Origin of the sequence: Amycolatopsis ultiminotia (assembly GCF_039536925.1) — a bacterium.
Classification (GTDB): domain Bacteria; phylum Actinomycetota; class Actinomycetes; order Mycobacteriales; family Pseudonocardiaceae; genus Amycolatopsis; species Amycolatopsis ultiminotia.
In genome coordinates this window covers 131,050-148,925 of sequence record NZ_BAAAZN010000023.1, presented here as the reverse complement: position 1 = coordinate 148,925, position 17,876 = coordinate 131,050, and the positions used below count along the sequence as shown (strand labels likewise).

The 17,876-nt window shown below is 71.3% G+C and carries 9 protein-coding genes; 8 read left to right on the top strand and 1 reads right to left on the bottom strand.

Features of this window, described 5'->3' with window-relative positions:
- Window positions 1–423: 423 nt before the first annotated feature.
- The gene (locus ABD793_RS36955; protein WP_344868100.1) at window positions 424–1,131 is read left to right on the top strand and encodes an ANTAR domain-containing protein; all 708 of its coding nucleotides are present in this window, start codon (window positions 424–426) and stop codon (window positions 1,129–1,131) included.
- Window positions 1,132–1,375: 244 nt separating this feature from the next.
- Here ABD793_RS36955 and ABD793_RS36950 read toward each other — a convergent pair whose 3' ends face one another.
- Window positions 1,376–2,329, bottom strand: coding sequence for an NADP-dependent oxidoreductase (locus tag ABD793_RS36950; RefSeq protein ID WP_344868099.1), 954 nt, complete (start codon window positions 2,327–2,329; stop codon window positions 1,376–1,378).
- On the opposite strand from ABD793_RS36950, the gene ABD793_RS36945 reads away from it, so the two are divergent.
- The 7 genes from ABD793_RS36945 (at window position 2,328) to ABD793_RS36915 (ending at window position 17,861) form a co-directional block, all read left to right on the top strand.
- Window positions 2,328–3,029, top strand: coding sequence for a TetR/AcrR family transcriptional regulator (locus ABD793_RS36945; RefSeq protein WP_344868098.1), 702 nt, complete (start codon window positions 2,328–2,330; stop codon window positions 3,027–3,029). The genes ABD793_RS36950 and ABD793_RS36945 overlap by 2 nt on opposite strands.
- A gap of 191 nt (window positions 3,030–3,220) precedes the next feature.
- On the top strand, window positions 3,221–6,427 hold the full coding sequence (locus ABD793_RS36940; RefSeq protein WP_344868097.1) for a TIM-barrel domain-containing protein: 3,207 nt from the start codon (window positions 3,221–3,223) through the stop codon (window positions 6,425–6,427).
- Window positions 6,428–6,583: 156 nt separating this feature from the next.
- Window positions 6,584–9,514, top strand: a complete 2,931-nt coding sequence (locus tag ABD793_RS36935) for a protein kinase (protein WP_344868096.1) — start codon at window positions 6,584–6,586, stop codon at window positions 9,512–9,514.
- A gap of 10 nt (window positions 9,515–9,524) precedes the next feature.
- Entirely contained in the window at window positions 9,525–12,899 is a 3,375-nt protein-coding gene (locus tag ABD793_RS36930; RefSeq protein WP_344868095.1) for a WD40 repeat domain-containing serine/threonine protein kinase, read from the top strand.
- Between the two features lie 9 nt (window positions 12,900–12,908).
- The gene (locus tag ABD793_RS36925; protein ID WP_344868094.1) at window positions 12,909–13,346 is read left to right on the top strand and encodes a MarR family winged helix-turn-helix transcriptional regulator; all 438 of its coding nucleotides are present in this window, start codon (window positions 12,909–12,911) and stop codon (window positions 13,344–13,346) included.
- Window positions 13,347–14,696: 1,350 nt separating this feature from the next.
- The gene (locus ABD793_RS36920; RefSeq protein WP_344868093.1) at window positions 14,697–16,331 is read left to right on the top strand and encodes an ABC-F family ATP-binding cassette domain-containing protein; all 1,635 of its coding nucleotides are present in this window, start codon (window positions 14,697–14,699) and stop codon (window positions 16,329–16,331) included.
- A 372-nt stretch (window positions 16,332–16,703) separates the two neighbouring features.
- A complete protein-coding gene (locus ABD793_RS36915; protein WP_344868091.1) occupies window positions 16,704–17,861 on the top strand; it encodes an SPFH domain-containing protein in 1,158 nt (385 codons plus the stop codon).
- Window positions 17,862–17,876 lie beyond the last annotated feature (15 nt).

The window sequence follows — 17,876 nt, the reverse complement described above, 5'->3', positions numbered from 1 at the left end:
CCGGCGGCATACAACCCCGCCGTCGCGTTCGCCCGCGCGGCAAACCCCTCCGACGGAGGAAACGTACGACTCTCAGTGAGCAGATTGTCCAACGCTGGGGACTGCTCGGTCATAATGCAAAGCCTCCCGGTCGTCGTCGACAGCAGGATCACCACATGAGACACCCGCCTGGCGGGCTTGTCACTGCCCTCCGGTATCCCTCTTTCGGGTGATACGATGGCAAATCCCTGGCGTTTTGCCAGTTGTGTCCGCTATAGGCAGCCTCGTCCTGCTTGCCGGGCCGGTCGGCCGGAGTGTCCACTGTGGCCGGGACCGGGCAGTGGCGGCGACTTCGCGGGTTTCCGAGCAGCCGTGCGGTGGAACCCACTGTGGGTGCGCCCTCCGCGGGGGAGCGGCGCCTCGGGTGGATCGAGGGGGCCGGACATGACCGAGCGGCTGGACGAACTCGCTTCGGCGATGCGCGAGCTGACCCAGGCACTCGAGCACGACGACCAGGAAAACGTTGTCTTCAGCACGATCTGCGCGGAGGCCGTGCGTGCCATCCCGGAGGCGGATCTGGCCAGCATCACCGCCATCCACGACGGGCAGGCCGAGACCGCCGCCTCGACCGATCCCCGCGCCGACGAGATCGACCGGGCGCAGTACACGATCGGCGAAGGACCGTGCCTGCGTGCCGCGGCCACCGGCGAGGTGGTGCGCATCTCGGTCCCGGAGGCCGGTGAGGTCTGGCCGGATTTCGTCGCCGCGGCCAAGCAGTTCGACGTCGGCAGCTACCTCGCCGCGCCGCTGCGGGCGGACGAGACGGTGACCGGCGCATTGAACCTGTTCGGCTTCGGTGACAGCGGTTTCCGCACCCTCGAAAGCGATGTGCTGACCGTCTACACCACGGTGGTCGGGTTCGGCCTGCGCACCGCCCAGCGGTACCGGGAGGCCCAGCTGCGCGCCGACCAGCTGGACCAGGCGCTGCGTTCCCGCGGTGTGATCGAACAGGCGAAGGGCATGCTGATGGCGATCCACCGGATCGACGAGGACGCCGCGATGCAACGCCTGATCGCCGAATCCCAGTCCACCAACACCAAACTCCGCGAGGTCGCCCGCCGGTTCGTCGACACGGTGCGCAAACGGGACTGAAAGCCCGGCCGGGCGGCGAACAGCAACCGCCCGGCGATCGTTGGTCGAACACCGCGTCGGGCGGTCAACGGCTTGGCGCCGCGGCTTGCGGCGGAGGCGTCCTCGCAAGCAGAGCAGTCCACCGTCCCGGGGATGGCGTCGTGCGGGAGCGAGTGGCTTACCGGCGCTGGGTATGTTGTCCCGCGCGCATCAGAGATTCCGTGAGCCGGCGGGAATCGGGGATGGTGGTCTCACCTGACCGGCGTCATCGGCCAGGCGTGAGCGCCGTGAGATCGATGACGGTCTTCCCGCGGCGGGGGCCGGTCCCCGCCGCGGCGTGTGCTTCGGCCGCCTGGCCGGCCGGGAAGACCGCCTGGACCGGTACGTGGAACAGTCCCTTTTCGGCGAGACCTGCGGCGACGGCGAGTCCGTGGCGCCCGTCGGGCTGACCGCCGAGCTGGCCGAGGGAGAGGCGCACCGCACGGCTGGGGCCGGTGAAATCCGCCAGGGTGACCACCGACGGCGGTCCGTCGGTGAGACTGATGAGTTCATCGAGCGAGCCGGCTCCGGCCACGTCCAGCGCGTGGTCGACGCGTGAGATGCCGAGCGCGCGAACCCGTTCGGGCAGGCCAGGCCCGTAGGGCAGGGGGGTCGCGCCGAGACCGGAGAGGAATTCTTCGCTGCCGGGGCGGCCGGTCCCGACGACACGGGCTCCGCGAGCCACGGCCAGCTGCACGGCGATGCTCCCGACACCACCCGTCGCACCGTCGATCAGCAATGTCGTATCCGCCTCCTCTCGCACGCCGAGCAGGTCCAGAGCACGGGTCGCCGTCTCCACGCTCGTCCCGGCGGCACCTGCCTCCTCCCAGGACAACGCGGCCGGCTTCACCGCCCAGAACGCCAGAACGGCGAACTGCGCGCTCGCCCCGCCCAGCCGGGCGACATCGACGGCGCCGAACACTTCGTCCCCGATGGCAAAGCCTTCGACGCCCTCGCCGACCTCGTCGATCACGCCGGCTGCGTCCACGCCGGGGATGTGGGGCAGGGCAAGGCTCTCGCGTGAGGGTGAATCACCGGCCCGCAGCGCAAGGTCGACCGGCGACACCGCGCTGGTGCGGACCGCGATGCGCACCTCGCCCGTGCCTGCGTGCGGCTCGGGCGCGGAGCGGACGCCGAGCACGTCGGGTGAACCGAAACGGTCGAACTGTACTGCTTGCATGATCACCTCTCCTGCCCGGATTTTCCGGGCGCTGCGTTACGGTAAACATGGATGTGGAGCAGGTGTTCCGTATCAGGCTGAAATGAGAATCGCGGAGATCGAAGTGACTCGGAAACCACGCACCGACGCGGAGCTCAACCGTCGCCATCTCATCGCCGTTGCCCGCGCCGCCTTCGCCGACGAAGGGCTCGACCTGCCGATGCGGGAGATCGCCCGCCGCGCCGGTCTGGGCATCGCCACGGTCCATCGGCACTTCCCGGCACGCACCGACCTCGTCACGGCGGCGCTCGCTGAGCTGGTCGCGGAATGCCGTGGGGAGATGCAGGCATCTCTGGACGAGCCCGATCCTTGGCGCGCGCTCAGCGGCGCCGTACACAGCTTCGCGGAGCACCGGCTGCATGACCGCGGGCTGAATCAGGCTCTGTTCGGTTCCCACCCGGCGGCGGCAGCCTTCGCTGTCGACCGCCGCGAACAGGCAAGCGCAATGGAACAGCTCGTAGACCGCGCCCGCGAGTCCGGCGCAGTGCGCCCGGACATCACAGCGGCAGACGTACGCGTGTGCCTCAGCGCCATTGCCTCGTTCCGTCTGGCGCACTCCGCCACGCACCTGCACCGACTCGTCGAACTCCTCCTCATCGGGCTGGCAGCGGACGACCGCACCTCCCCAGAGACCAGCGCACGTCGACAAGCTATACCGTGAGAGCGCGGTTGACCTGCCGGTGCATACCGGCCGAGGCCAGCCGGTAGTACCGCGATCCGGGCCGTCCGGGGAGGTTGTCCGGGCAGTTTTCCCGGATGATCTGGACATGTCGGGCGGCATTGTGCTGTCATCGATCCGGCGAATTTTTCCAACGTTGTAAAACTGGCTCGAGCTCCGGAACGGAGAGCGTCTTGCGGTCAACGGCAGGAATTCTCAAGCGCATCGGCATCCTCGGCGCCGCGGCCTGTGTCGTGGTCACCGGGCTGGCCTCGCCGCCCGCGACGGCGTCCGTGCGGGCGCAGACGGTCACCGCGGACGACGCGCGGTTCCAGGTGCTCTCCCCCACGCTGATCCGCACCGAGTACGCCGGCGACGGAGCTTTCGCGGATCCCGTCACCTACAACGCGATCGGCCGCGGATCCTTCACCAAGACCCCGTTCACCTCCACGGTGACCGACGGAGTGCTGACCATCAAAACCAGCGCGCTGAACCTCAGCTACCGGCTGGGGTCGGGCCCGTTCGGCGCGGGCAACCTGAGCGTGCGGCAGACCACCGGGCAGACCCAGGTGACCGCCGCACCGTGGCGGCATCTCACCTGCGCGGCGGGTGCGCTGTGCGAGGCGGAAGACCTGGCCCACGACGGGGCCGGCGTCGCCACCGATCACGGCGGCTACACCGGCACCGGATTCCTGGCCGGTTTCGAAGGCGACGGTGCCACGGTGTCCACCGACGCCGAGGTCCCCGCGGACGGCACCTACCCCCTTTCCACCCGCTACGCCAACGGCGTCGGCGGCGACGACCAGCACGTCACGCGCACGCTGAGCGTGTCGGTCGACGGAGGGGCGGCGCAGAAACTGGACCTGCCGGTGACCGCGGATTGGGACACCTGGTCGGTCGCGTCCGCAGCCGTGCCGCTCAGCGCCGGGCACCACACGATCGCGCTCACCCGCGCACCGGGCGACTCGGGCAACGTAAACGTGGACAGCCTCGCGGTGCTGGATCAAGGCGCGCAGTACCCACCGGCGTCCGCACGGGCGATCGGCGGCTGCGGGTTCGGCACGAGCTGTGAAGCCGAAGACGGCCGGATGTCCGGCCAGGCGGAGATCGCCACCGACCACACCGGCTACGCCGGTACCGGATTCGCCGCCGAACTGAAGCAGGGCGCGGGTTTCGGGCAGCGGATCGAGAACGTGCCCGCGGACGGCACCTACGCACTGCACCTGCGCTACGCCAACGGAACCGGCGGCGACGGCGTGCACGACACGCGGACCGTGGACGTCACCGCCGGCGGCGTCACCCAGCAGCTGAAGCTGCCGCCGACCACCGACTGGGACACCTGGAGCACCGCGTCCATCCGGCTCGACCTCAAGGCAGGGACCGACGACGTCACGTTCGGCTGCCCGGACGAGGCCAGCTGCCACGTGAACGCCGACACGCTTTCGGTCACCGGCCTGGACGAAACCACTCCCCAGCCGCATTTCGGGCTGGGCCGCTACCGGCGTGGTTACGACGGTGTCGACGGTGCGAAGGGCACCCCGGCGACGGCCGAAGGCCTGCTGCACCAGGATGGCTGGTACCTGCTGGACGACACGTCGTCGGCGTTCTACGAGCAGAGCACCGGCAAGGTGACCCAGCGCCCGGCACACGGCGGAAAGCCTTACCAGGACGGCTATTTCTTCGGCTTCGGACACGACTACCAGGGCGGGCTCCAGGCACTGTCGCAGCTCACCGGCCCGCCGGGGCTGCTGCCGCGGTGGGCGTACGGCGTGTGGTACTCCGAGTACATCGACCGCACCGAAGCCGACTACCGCGACACCGTCCTGCCCCGTTTCCGTTCCGAAGGCGTGCCGCTGGACGTACTGGTGGTCGACACCGACTTCAAATCCCCGGACACCTGGAACGGCTGGGAAATGGACAAGGCCAAGTTCCCCGATCCCCAGGAGTTCTTCGCCTGGGCGCACGGCGAAGACCTGCACACCACGCTGAACGTGCACCCGAGCATCCAGGAATCCGATCCGCAGTACGCGAAGGCCAGCGAAACCGCGAAGGGCAAGCTGGCACCCGGCTGTGGCGACGGCTGCCGTGTATTCGACTGGGGTGATCCCGACCAGCTGAAGGCCTACCAGGACCTGCACACCGACCTCACCAAGGCGGGCAACGACTTCTGGTGGCTCGACTGGTGCTGCGACGCGTCACAGTCCACTTTGGCCGGAGTCACCCCGGACGCGTGGATCAACCAGCATTACGCGGCGAACACGCCCGGACGCGGCTTCGTGCTCTCCCGGGCCTACGGTTCGATGCAGGCGGGCGGCTACGGCAACCCGACCTCGGTGCCGACCGGTCCGTGGGCGGACAAGCGCACCACCGTGCACTTCACCGGGGACACCCTGTCCACCTGGGGCACGCTGGCGATGGAAGTCGGTGCGACGCCGAACGAATCGGCCGCCACCGGGCTGTCCGCGGTCAGCCACGACATCGGTGGCCACGTCGACACCACCGGCCTGGCCGGCAGTGAGACCTATATCGACCAAGACGGGCAGCAGAAGCAGACCTGGAAGCTCCCCGACGATCTGTATGCGCGGTGGGTGCAGCTGGGCGCGTTCCAGCCGATCGACCGGTTGCACAGCAACCACAGCGACCGGCTGCCGTGGCAGTACGGGCCGGAAGCGAACGCATCGGCTGCAAAGTTCCTGAACCTGCGGGAAAACCTGGTGCCCTACAGCTATTCGCTCGCACACGAGGCGTCGACGACCGGTGTGCCCGTGGTGCGACCGACCTACCTGCAGTATCCGGAAGAGCCCGCCGCGTACTCGGCCGCGTCGAGCGAATACTTCTACGGGCCGGACGTGCTCGTCGCACCGGTGAGCACACCGGGCACGAAGGCGGACACCACGGTCTGGTTCCCGCCGGGCCAGTGGACCGACTACTTCACCGGCCGCACCTACCAGGGCGGCACGACCCAGAGCGTGTCCACGGATCTGGGGACGATGCCGGTCTTCCTGCGGGCAGGCGGGATCCTGGCCACGCACACCGCCGACGTCGCCCATGACGCGACGGCAGACCAGCTGACCGTGACCGCGGCAGCGGGTGCACCGGGCAGCTTCTCGCTGTACGAGGACGACGGCGGGCACGCGGACCGGAGCGCGACCACGGAGATCACCTACGCCGAAAAGGACGGCGGACACACGCTGAGCGTCGCCCCGGCGAAGGGCGAGTACGCCGGGCAGCCCGCGCAGCGCACGTGGACGGTGGCGCTCACCGGGCTGACGGCCGAACCGGCGAACGTGACCGTGAACGGGAATCCGGCCACCGGGTCGTGGGACGGCACCAAGCAGGTGCTCACGGTCCGGGTGGAGAACCAGCCACTCGGGCAGCCGCTCACCGTGACCGCCCGGTGACTCCGGGCGCTTGATCGCCGGGTGTCCGCAAGCGGCCAACCGGACCTCTTGCGGACACCCGGTTCGCTATCTTCCGGATCGTGATCCGCCGGTGCGGGACCCCTCCCGGCCCACCGTGGCAACCTTGCGGCAGGTCACGAACGGAGGAGGACCGCGGTGCCGAAGACCTGGCGGCTGTTCGGGAGAAAGCGGGAGACAGCACCGGAACGCTCTGCACCCCCGCCCGTCGCACCGGCCGACACCGATGCCGGGCGAGCCGAGGCCGCGGCGTTGCTGGCGTCGACGAGGGCCTGGCTGGATCTTCCGCCGCATCCCCATCTGCGCTCCTTTCACGGCCTCCGCCTGGAGGACGGACACCCGCGGATGGTGCTCGAAGACGCACCCGGCGAAGACCTCGCGACGGCGGCCGGCAGCGGACGGTTCACCACCGTGGACGCGGTCCTCGACGCAGCCGTCCAGCTCGCATGGGCGGTGCAGGCACTGCACGACGCCGGCATTGCACACGGCGACTTGCGGGCCACCAGCGCAATCCGCACTTCCGACGGCATCGTCAAGCTGGCCGAACTCGGCGCCCTGCGGCCGCTGGGCAACGGCGCGTCCGACGACGTGCGAGCCTTGGCGACAGTGGTCGCGGGTCTGTTCTCCGGACCGCAGCGACCGCTGCTGCCGGATCCGGGCAGCACCCCGACCGCACGCGAGTTCGCGGACCGGCTCGTCGAGATCCACCGGCAGACGACCGGCAATCCGTACTTCCGCGCCGAACCGAAGCCGGTCGAGCCACCCGCGGACGAGTGGAACAACCGCGGGCTTTCGCTGGCACTGGCCGGTGACCACGCCGCGGCCGAGCAGTACTGGGAACGGGCGCTGCAGGCCGACCCGCGGCACCCGGACGCGACGTTCAACCTCGGTCTGCACCACTGGCGCACCGCGCGGATCACCGACGACGAGCTGCTGCGCCGGATGGCCGCGGTGGAGCAGGCAGCCGCGCCCGGCGACCGCGACCACATCCGGCTGCTGGCCGAACTGGTCGACCGCGAACGCGGCGACACCCGCACCGGGCAGCAACGGGACGACGATCCGCCGCTGACGGCCCGGACCGACTCCGGCTGGCTGTACTCGGTGGCCGGCACGCCGGACGGCGGACGCGTCGTATGGGCCGCCGAGGACGGCGTGCTGCGCTGGTGGGACTCCGGCCGCGGCGGCAAGGTCCACAAGCTCACCGGACACACCGACGAGATCTGGTCGGTCGCGATCACGCCGGACGGCCGGTACGCGCTGTCCGGTTCGGCCGACACCACGGCGCGCTGCTGGGATCTCGGCACCGGACGGTGCGTGCAGATACTCGAAGGGCACCAGCGGTGCGTGCGCGGCGTCGCGATCAGCGCGGACGGCCGGTACGCCGTCACCGGCGCGGAGGACGGCTTCCTGCGGCACTGGGACCTGCGCAGCGGCAAGCTCCTGCGCACTGTCACGCAAGAAAAGGTCTGCATCCTGTCGGTGTCGATGACGCCGGACGCCAGGTACGTCGCGGCCGCCGGCAACAACAGCATGGCGCGCTGGTGGGACCTCAAGACCGGCACCTGCCTGCAGACACTCACCGGCCACACCGACAACGTGCACTCGGTGGCCGTCACCCCGGACGGCCGGTATGCGCTGACCGGAGGGAACGACCGGACCGTCCGCTGGTGGGATCTGCGCACCGGGGAATGCCTGCGCACGCTCACCGCGCACGCCAGCCCGGTCTGGTCGGTGGCGCTCTCGGCCGACGGCAGGCAGGCCGCCACCGGGAGCCTCGACCGCACGGCGCGGTGCTGGGATCTCGGCACCGGCCGCTGCGTGCGCACCATCGAGCACGAGTACCTCGTCCTCGCAGTGGACCTCACCGCCGACGGCAGGCGGGTCGCTTCCACCGCCACGGACCGGAAAGTCCGGGTATGGGATCAGGCCGAGCCGAGGGTGGCACCGTGGCAGGCCAGTCCGGCAAGCAATGCCGGTGACCTCGAATCCCGCGAACAGCAGTTCCGCGCCCAGCTGTCCGGAGCACGAGATCTCCTGGCGAACGCGGCAGTGCCGGCCGCGACCGCGCGGCTGCGGGCGGCCCGCGCCGTGCACGGCTACGCGCGCCACCCCGAAGCGCAGCAGCTGTGGCGGGAGGCGGGCCGGTACCGGCAGCGCACCGAGTTCACGGACATCCGCCGGGTCCGCACGATCGAGCATCCCGCAGGGCTCACCTCGCTCGCGCTCTCCGACGACGGACGGCGGGCGGTGGCGGCGGGCTGGGATTTCGTGCTCCGGCACTGGGATCTCACCACCGGCGAGTGCCTGGCCGAACTGCCGGGACACGAGGACGCGCTCACCTCGCTGGCCTTCGGGGCGGACGGGACCACGGCGGTCTCGACCAGCTCGGACCAGACGCTGCGCTGGTGGGATCTGCGCACCGGGCAATGCCTGCGCATCCTTTCCGGGCACGCCGACGAGGTGACCGCGGTCGCGCTGAGCGCGGACGGCCACGCGATGTCCGCGAGCGCCGACCACACACTGCGGTGGTGGAACCTGCACACCGGGGAATGCCTGCGCATCCTTTCCGGGCACACCGAACCGGTGAACGCGGTCGCCATCACGGCCGACGGCAGGCAGGCCCTGTCCGGCAGCTCCGACACCACCGTGCGGTGGTGGGACATCGGTACCGGGGAATGCCGGAAAACCTTGCACAGCCACAGCTGTGCCTCCCGGGTGGTCGCCCTCACACCGGGCGCGGGCACCGCACTGTCCGGGGAGACCTGTGGCAATCTGCAGCGCTGGCAGCTGCCGCAGGCAAAGTACCTCGGCGCGGAGACCGGGCACGAAGGCCCGATGCTCGCACTGGCGGTGACCGCGGACGGGGCACACGCGCTCACCGCGGGCGCGGACCGCACCCTGCGCCTGCGGGACCTGCGCTCGGGCCGGTGCCTGCGCGTGCTCACCGAGCACGACGACGAACTGTGCGGGGCCGCCCTCGCCCTGGACGCCTGGTCGGCGCTCACCGGCAGCAAGGACGGCACGCTGATCGGCTGGGCGCTCGACTGGAACCACGAATCCGCCGGATGAGGTGATCGGGATGCAGTGGCAGGCACGGCCGGGCCGCCCGGCGGCGGGCCCCACCCTGACCGGGGACGACTCCGCCGACGTCGTGTGGGACGTCGGCGAGACCGTGCTCGGCACGTACCGGATCGAGGAGCAGCTCGGCGCGGGCGGGATGGGCGTCGTGCACCGGGTGCGGCACCTCGGCTGGCGGCTGGACCTCGCGGTGAAGAGCCCGCTGCCGCGGATGTGGCTGTCCGGCATCCAGGCGTTCGTCGACGAGGCCGAGGTGTGGGTCGGGCTGCCACCGCATCCGCACGTGTGCGCGTGTCACTACGTCCGGGTGCTGGGCGGCGTGCCGCGGATCTTCGCCGAATTCGTCGAGGGCGGCACGGTGGCGGAGGCGCTGCGGGACGGCGGGCTGCGCGGGCTGGCCGAGGTCCTCGACGTCGCCATCCAGCTGGCCTGGGGGCTGCGGGCCGCGCACCAGGCCGGGGTCGTGCACCAGGACGTCAAGCCCGGCAACGCATTGCGCACCCCGGACGGGCTGGTGAAGATCACCGACTTCGGGCTCGCCCGTGCACAGCAACGGTCCGGAGCGGACGAAGGCGCGGCGGGCACGGAGTCGATCCTGGTCACCCACCGCGGTCTCACGCCCGCGTATGCGTCGCCGGAGCAGTACAGCGGGGAACGCGCCGGACGACGCAGCGACGTGTGGTCGTGGGCGGTGACTGTGCTGGAGTTGTTCACCGGCGAGGTGACCTGGCGGCTGGGAGCAGTCGCCGGCGAGGCGCTGGAGGCCTACCTCGCCGCGGCGCCGCCGTCCGGCCGGCCCACCATGCCACCCGAGGTCGCGACGCTGCTGCGGGAATGCTTCACCACCGACCCGGCGGCTCGCCCCGGTGACCTCGGCCTGCTGGCGGAGCGCCTGGTCGCCGTCTACCCGACGCACGTCGGGCGGCCCTATCCGCGCACCGCGGCCGGACCGGTGACCGTGCTCGCGGACGGGTACAACAACAAGGCGCTGTCCATGCTCGACCTCGGCCTGGCCGGGCCCGCGAAAGAATTCTGGGCGCACGCGCTGGAAGCCGACCCGCAGCATCTGGACGCCACCTTCAACGGACAGCTCGGCCGGTGGCGGGAAGCCGAGATCACCGACCTGGAACTGGTCGACGAACTGGAGCGGTTCCGGTTCGCCCTGCCCGAAAACGATCCGCGCCGCACGCAACTGGCGTACGCACTCGGCCTGGTGCATCAGGAACGCCGCGACCCCGAAGCCGCCAGGGCATGCCTCGACGAGGCGGCGCCCGGCGACCCGGAGGTCGCGACCGCCCGCGCCACCGTGACCCGGGAGGCACCGGCCGAACGTGCCCCGCTGGAGCTGACCGGGCACGAGGGGAAGACCTGTCCGCTGGCGGTCTCGCCGGACGGCAGGCACGCGGTCTCCGGTGGCGAGGACCGGACCGTGCGGTGGTGGGACCTGCGCACCGGGGAATGCCTGCGCGTGCTCACCGGCCACACCGATCTCGTGACCATGGTGGCGTTGTCCCCGGATGGACGGCACGTCCTCTCCGGCGGCACGGACGGCACGGTGCGCTGGTGGGATCTGACCACCGGACGGTGCCTGCACACCTTCTCCGGGCAGCGGGGCACGCCGTTCCACTGCGTCGCGGTGTCCGCAGGCGGAGAACTCGCGCTGGCCGGAGACGCCGCGGGTGCGCTGTGGTGGTGGGATCCGGTCACCGGACAACGGCTGGGCAGGCAGTCCGGACACGAAGGCGGGATCAACCGGGTCGCGGTGCTGCCGGACGGCCGCACCGCGCTGTCCGCCGGTGCAGACGGCACAGTGCGTTCCTGGGACCTCGGCAGCGGGGAAGCCCGGCGGGTGCTGACCGGCCATCGTGGTGCGGTGTATGCGCTCGCGCTGATGCCCGGCGGGTTCCTCTCCGGTGGACGCGACGGCACGGTCCGGGTGTGGGACCTGGCTTCCGGCCGGTGCCGTCTGGTGCTGACCTACCGGCACCGGGTGATCGACGTTCTCTCCTCGCCGGTCCTGTCGGTGGCGGTTGCCCCGGACGGGCACACCGTGATCGCGGGCAACGATGCCGGCGAACTCACCTGGTGGGAGCTGGACACCGGACGCTGCCTGCGCACCTTCGTCGGCGGCGACACGCTCACCTGCTCGACCGTGCTCTCCGACGGCCGGACCGCGGTGTCCTGCGGTTTCGACAAGACGGTGCGGTGGCGGGACCTCGTGCCGGGCAGTCCGGCACCGTGGTGGTACAGCCGTCCACGGTCCACAGTGGATCTCGGTGTGCAGGCCGAGGAGTTCGAGCACCGCGTCGACGCGGCACGGGCGCTGCTCGACCGGGGCGATCCGCTTGCCGCAGCGGAGGAACTGCGTGGCGCACGGGCGATCGACGGTTTCGGGAACAACGCGGAGCTGGGCGAGTTGTGGCGGCGGACCGGCCACAGTGGACGGCGGAGCGCGATCACCGGCAGCAGGCAGACGCTGCGCATGCAGACGCCGGGGCACCTCGCGAAGGTCGCAGCCATCACGTCCAACGGCCGCCGTGCGCTGTCGGCCACCGCGGCCTCGGTACTGCGCTGGTGGGACCTGACCACCGGCCGTTGCCTGCACGAGCTGGACAGCGGCGACGGCTGGTCGCTGGCGGCCGCGCTCACCCCGGACGGCAGGCATGCGGTGTCCGTCGGCAACCACCACGTGCACTGGTGGGACCTGAACCGCGGGAAGCACCTGGCCGCGGTCCCGATCGGGGCCGAGGGCATGTGCTTCTCGATCGCGATCACCCCCGACGGCCGCCGCGCGCTGTCCGCGAACACCGACGGTCTGCTGCGCTGGTGGGATCTGCCCGGCGAACGGTGCCTGCGCACGCTGAGCGGACACGAAGCGCACATCAACGCGGTGGCCGTCACCGCCGACGGCCGCCATGCCCTGTCCGGCGCGGCCGACCGGACGATGCGCTGGTGGGACGTGAAGAGCGGGGAATGCCTCCGCACGTTCACCGGGGACGACGGAGGCGTGGGCGCGGTCGCGGTGACTCCGGACGGACGGCACGCGGTATCCGGAAGCACCAGCGGCGCCGTCTTCGCCTGGGACCTCACCGCCGGTACCGGACGCACGCTGCCCGCCGAGCACACCGCGCAGATCAACTCGGTCGCGATCAGCGCGGACGGCAGGCACGCCCTGTCCGGCGGGGAAGACGGGACGCTGCGCTGGTGGGACCTGGTCGCGGGACAGTGCCTGCACCGGGTCAAGACGGCCTACGTCGCCTCCGCCGCGATGACCCCGAACGCGCATCGCACCGTCACCGGCATGGCCGACGGCACCCTGCTGCTGTGGGAGCTCGACTGGGACTACGAGTTCCCACCGCAACCGGGGCTGCTCTAGCCTCGTGCCATGTCCGCCGAGTCCTCTGTCGACGATCTGGCCGCGACCCTGTACGGCGCGGTCGGCCTGGTCACGCGCCGGCTGCGGCACAGCCCGGCGGCAGGCGAGCTGTCCCTGCCGGAGCGCTCGGCGCTGGCGCTGCTCGACCGGCAGGGCCCTGCCACCACCGCGGCGCTGGCCCGCAGCGAGCAGATCACCCCGCAGGCGGTGAGCACCACCATCGCCGGGCTCGAACGGCGGGGATTCGTCGAACGCACGCCCGACCCGGACGACGGACGGCAGATGATCGTCTCCCTCACCGAAGCCGGACGACAGGTGCTGCAGGACAAGCGGGACGCCCGGATCCGGCAGCTCACCGAGTCCCTCACCGCCGGGTTCACCCCGGCCGAACTGGCCACGCTGCAGACCGCCGCGCCGCTGCTGGAACGGCTGGGCCAGAGCCTGTAGCACGTCCGCCGGATGCCCGGCCACGCCTGCTCGCCGAGTCCGAAGTAGACGGACCGGGACCGCGTACCGTGCGCACCGGGCAGGACACCGGGTATCGTGGTGCGGCGAAGGACACTTCCGAAAGGAATTCGAGCAGTGGCAGGTGAAGACGACATCTCCGGGTGAGCACGGGGCACGGGCCACCGGCGTCCACCACCGAACGTGGCGGGCACCGCGGTAGCACCGGCCCCCGCTCGCACCGACCACCCGGCCGCGGCGCCGCGACCACCGGCAGCACCAGCCACCCGGCCGCGACGACGACGCCGGCCCCGCACGGCCACCAGGTGAGCGCTTGCGCTTCCCGCACCGGCCCGCCCGCGGCAGCCGTACCTTTCGGGTGCCCGCACCCGGCGTACGGTGCGGCTCAAGCGGAAGGGCAACGCGGCCGGCCGCTCGGCAGCGGAAGCAGCTGCCACCGGCCCACCTGGACGGCACCGGATCCGGCGAACCGCCTCGATCGGGAGGCGGGCAAGCGCCGGCACCGGGCGACCGGCCCCGGGCGGACCAGGCGCCGGAACCCCACCCGCGCCGAACGGACCCACGCAGGCACGACACCGCGCAACCCGACCCGGCCGAGCGCAACCGGGCCGGCACCCCACCCGAACCGGGCGCAGCCGGTGCCCGCGCCCGCGCCGAACGGAGCGGAACAGGTGCCGACACCGCGCGATCCGGACCGGCCGAGCGGAGCAGGTGCCGACACCCGTAACCAGGGCCGTACCGGACCGAGCAGGTGCCGACGCCGGCAACCCGACCGGCCAACCGGGCGGAACACGTACTCGTGCTCCGCAACCCGGACCGAGCAGGGTGCCAAGGCAACCCGACCGGCCGAGCGGAACACCTGCCAGCACCCCGCAACCCGGGCCGAGCAGGTGCCACGGCAACCCCACCGGCCTGCCGAGCAGGGTGCCAAGGCAACCCCACCGGCCGAGCGGAACACCTGCCAGCACCCCGTAACCCGGGCCGAGCAGGTGCCACGGCAACCCCACCGGCCTGCCGAGCAGGGTGCCAAGGCAACCCCACCGGCCGAGCGGAACACCTGCCAGCACCCCGCAACCCGGGCCGAGCAGGTGCCAAGGCAGCCCCACCGGCCTGCCGAGCAGGGTGCCACGGCAGCCCCACCGGCCGAGCGGAGCGCAGCAGGTGCTCGTGCTCCGCGGGTCGGTGCGGCGCGGGGTGGGTGCAGGTCCCGGTGAGTGTTCGGGGGCCGGGCGGGTTCGGTGTTCGGGCGCAGCCGGGTGGCCACCCCGTCCTTGTCGTTTCGATCCTTCCCGTGCGGGGTGCGCCCTGCCCGAGCTGCTGTGAGGCTTTTCGATGTCCGAAATCCGCGTTGTCCTGTCCGGGGTTTCCTTCTCCTGGGCGGACGGCACTCCCGTCTTCGACCGGCTGTCCACGACCTTCCCCGCGGGCCGGACCGGGCTCGTCGCGCCCAACGGGGCCGGCAAGTCCACGCTGCTCAAGCTCGTCGCCGGGGAGCTGGCGCCTGCCGCGGGCCGGGTCTCCGTCGACGGGGTGCTCGGCTACCTGCCGCAGGACCTTCCGCTCACCGGCGACCGCACGGTCGCCGAGGTGCTCGGCGCCGATGCGATCCTGCGGGCGATCGCCGCGATCGAGGCCGGCGACGCCGACGAGGCGCACTTCACCACCATCGGCACCGACTGGGACGTCGAGGACCGCACCCGCGCCCAGCTCGACCGGCTCGGACTCGACGACGTCGGCCTCGACCGGCGGCTCGGCACGCTCAGCGGCGGCCAGATCGTGTCACTCGGACTGGCCGCGCAGCTGCTGCGCGAACCCGACGTGCTGCTGCTCGACGAACCCACCAACAACCTCGACCGGCACGCCCGCGACCAGCTCCACGCCGTGCTCGAGGGCTGGTCCGGCTGCCTGGTCGTGGTCAGCCACGACCGCGAGCTGCTCGATCGGATGGACCGCATCGCCGAGCTCGAATCCGGTGCGATCCGGTTCCACGGCGGCAATTTCACCGAATACGAAGCAGCCGTCCAAGCCGAACGCGAGGTCGCGGAAAAGAACATCCGCAACGCCGAGCAGGACGTCAAACGCGAGAAACGCGAGATGCAGCAAGCCCGCGAACGCGCGGCCCGCCGGGCGAGCAACGCCACACGCACCGCATCCGACGCGGGACTGCCGAAGATCTTCGCCGGCACCATGAAACGCAACGCCCAGGAGTCCGCGGCCAAGGCGGACGGCACGCACGCCTCCCGGGTCGGCGCGGCCAAGGCCAAGCTCGACCAGGCCGAACGGGCCCTGCGCGAGGACCGGAAGATCAGCCTCGACCTGCCGAAGACCGCCGTGCCGACCGGCCGTGTGCTGTTCCTCGGCAAGCACCTGCGCGTCCGTGACCTGTTCTCCGGAGAAGGCGTCGACCTGGCGATCCGCGGTCCGGAGCGGATCGCGCTGACCGGCCCGAACGGTTCCGGGAAGTCCACCCTGCTGCGGCTGGTGCACGGTGAGCTGGAGCCGGATTCCGGGGCGCTGCGCCGCGTCGACGGGCGGATCGCCTACCTGTCACAACGGCTCGACCTGCTCGACCCCGGCCGCACGGTGGCGGAGAACCTCGCCGGCGCCGCCCCGGAAATGCCGCCCGCGGAACGGATGAACCTGCTGGCGCGCTTCCTCTTCCGCGGCGACCGGGCGCACCTGCCGGTGGACGTGCTCTCCGGCGGTGAACGGCTGCGCGCCACCCTGGCGTGCGTCCTGTTCGCCGAACCCGCCCCGCAGCTGCTGCTGCTCGACGAGCCGACGAACAACCTCGACCTGGTCAGCACCGGCCAGCTGGAAAGCGCGCTCAACGCCTACCGGGGCGCGTTCGTGGTGGTCAGCCACGACGAGCGATTCCTCGCCGAACTCGGCATCGACCGGCGGCTGCGGCTCGATACGGGCACGCTGCGCGAGGACAGCGGAGCCGACGCCGATCCGGTCGGGTGAACCCGGCCACCGGCGCCCGGACCGCCCGCACGGCTCCGCCCGCGCGGACGAGACCGCTTGCGCCGAGTGGGAAACGCCAGGACCGAGCCGGCCGGCCCGCTGAACCACCACGTCGACGTCGGGTACCTTCCCCGGCGCGGTCGCGCGGGGGCCTCGGCGAACCGGTCCCGCGGGATCCTCGGCGAACCGGTCTCGCGGTGGCCGCCGGAACCCGCCGATCCGGCCACCCCGGGCAAATCCGGCAAATCGGCCCATTTCACCTCGCGGCACGTACCGGCTTCGTCCCATCGGCTCGCCGGTCCGGTCGTTCGCGGTACAGTCGCCCGCGGATCCGGAAGAGCTTCGCGAGCCGTGCGTGGCGGAGGGGACGACGTGGGGATTTTCGACAAGATCCGCGGCGAGTTCATCGACATCATCGAGTGGACCGACGACAGCCGGGACACGATCGTATGGCGCTTCCCGCGCCACGAGAACGAGATCAAGATGGGCGCGAAGCTCACCGTGCGCGAGTCGCAGGCGGCCGTGTTCGTCAACGAAGGCCAGGTCGGCGACGCTTTTCCGCCCGGGATGTACACGCTGCAGACGCAGAACATGCCGGTGCTGTCCACCCTCAAGGGCTGGAAGTACGGCTTCGACTCGCCGTTCAAGGCCGAGGTCTACTTCGTCAACACCCGCCAGTTCACCGACCTCAAATGGGGCACGCAGAACCCGGTCGTGCTGCGCGACCCGGAGTTCGGCATGGTCCGGCTGCGCGCGTTCGGCGGGTACGCGGTGCGCGTCGTCGAGCCGGTCGCGCTGCTGCGCGAACTCGCGGGTACCGACCCGCAGTTCCGCACCGAGGAGGTCTCGGAGTACCTCCGCCAGATCATCATCGGCAAGCTCGGCCCCGCGCTCGCGGCCTCCGGCGTGCCGATGCTCGACCTGGTGACCCAGCAGGAACAGATCGGCGACAAGCTGGCCAACGCGCTGAACCTGGAGCTGCGCTCGGTCGGCGTCGAGATCACGAAGTTCATCATCGAGAACATCTCGGTGCCGCCCGAGGTCGAGGCCGCAATCGACAAGCGGACCCAGATGGGTGTGGTCGGCAACCTCGACCAGTACACCCAGTTCCAGTCCGCGAACGCGATCGAGGCCGCGGCGAAGAACCCGGGTGGCGCCGGTGAGGGACTCGGCGTCGGCCTCGGCATGGCGCTCGGCCAGCGCGCCGCCGGACCGCAGGCACCACAGGGCTACCAGCAGCCGCAGGGGCAGCAGCAGTACCAGCAGCCGCAAGGCGGCCAGTACCAGCAGCAGCCGCCGTCCGGGCCGCCGCCGTTGCCGCAGACCGAGCAGTGGTACCTGGGCGCGGGTGGGCAGCAGCTGGGGCCGTTCGACCGCACCCAGCTGGGCCAGCAGGTCACCGCGGGCACGCTCACCGGGGAAACCCTGGTCTGGAAGGCAGGCATGGCGCAGTGGACCCCCGCCGGGCAGGTGCCGGAGGTCGCACCGCTGCTCGGCGCGAGCCCGCCGCCGCTCCCGCCCCAGTCCTGACGTCGCGCTTCCGGG

What these genes read in the sequence shown, in the direction of transcription:
- ABD793_RS36955 (WP_344868100.1), top strand. Translation starts at nt 424, where the DNA reads ATGACCGAGCGGCTGGACGAACTCGCTTCGGCGATGCGCGAGCTGACC.
- ABD793_RS36950 (WP_344868099.1), bottom strand. Translation starts at nt 2,329, where the DNA reads ATGCAAGCAGTACAGTTCGACCGTTTCGGTTCACCCGACGTGCTCGGC.
- ABD793_RS36925 (WP_344868094.1), top strand. Translation starts at nt 12,909, where the DNA reads ATGTCCGCCGAGTCCTCTGTCGACGATCTGGCCGCGACCCTGTACGGC.
- ABD793_RS36945 (WP_344868098.1), top strand. Translation starts at nt 2,328, where the DNA reads ATGATCACCTCTCCTGCCCGGATTTTCCGGGCGCTGCGTTACGGTAAA.
- ABD793_RS36930 (WP_344868095.1), top strand. Translation starts at nt 9,525, where the DNA reads ATGCAGTGGCAGGCACGGCCGGGCCGCCCGGCGGCGGGCCCCACCCTG.
- ABD793_RS36920 (WP_344868093.1), top strand. Translation starts at nt 14,697, where the DNA reads ATGTCCGAAATCCGCGTTGTCCTGTCCGGGGTTTCCTTCTCCTGGGCG.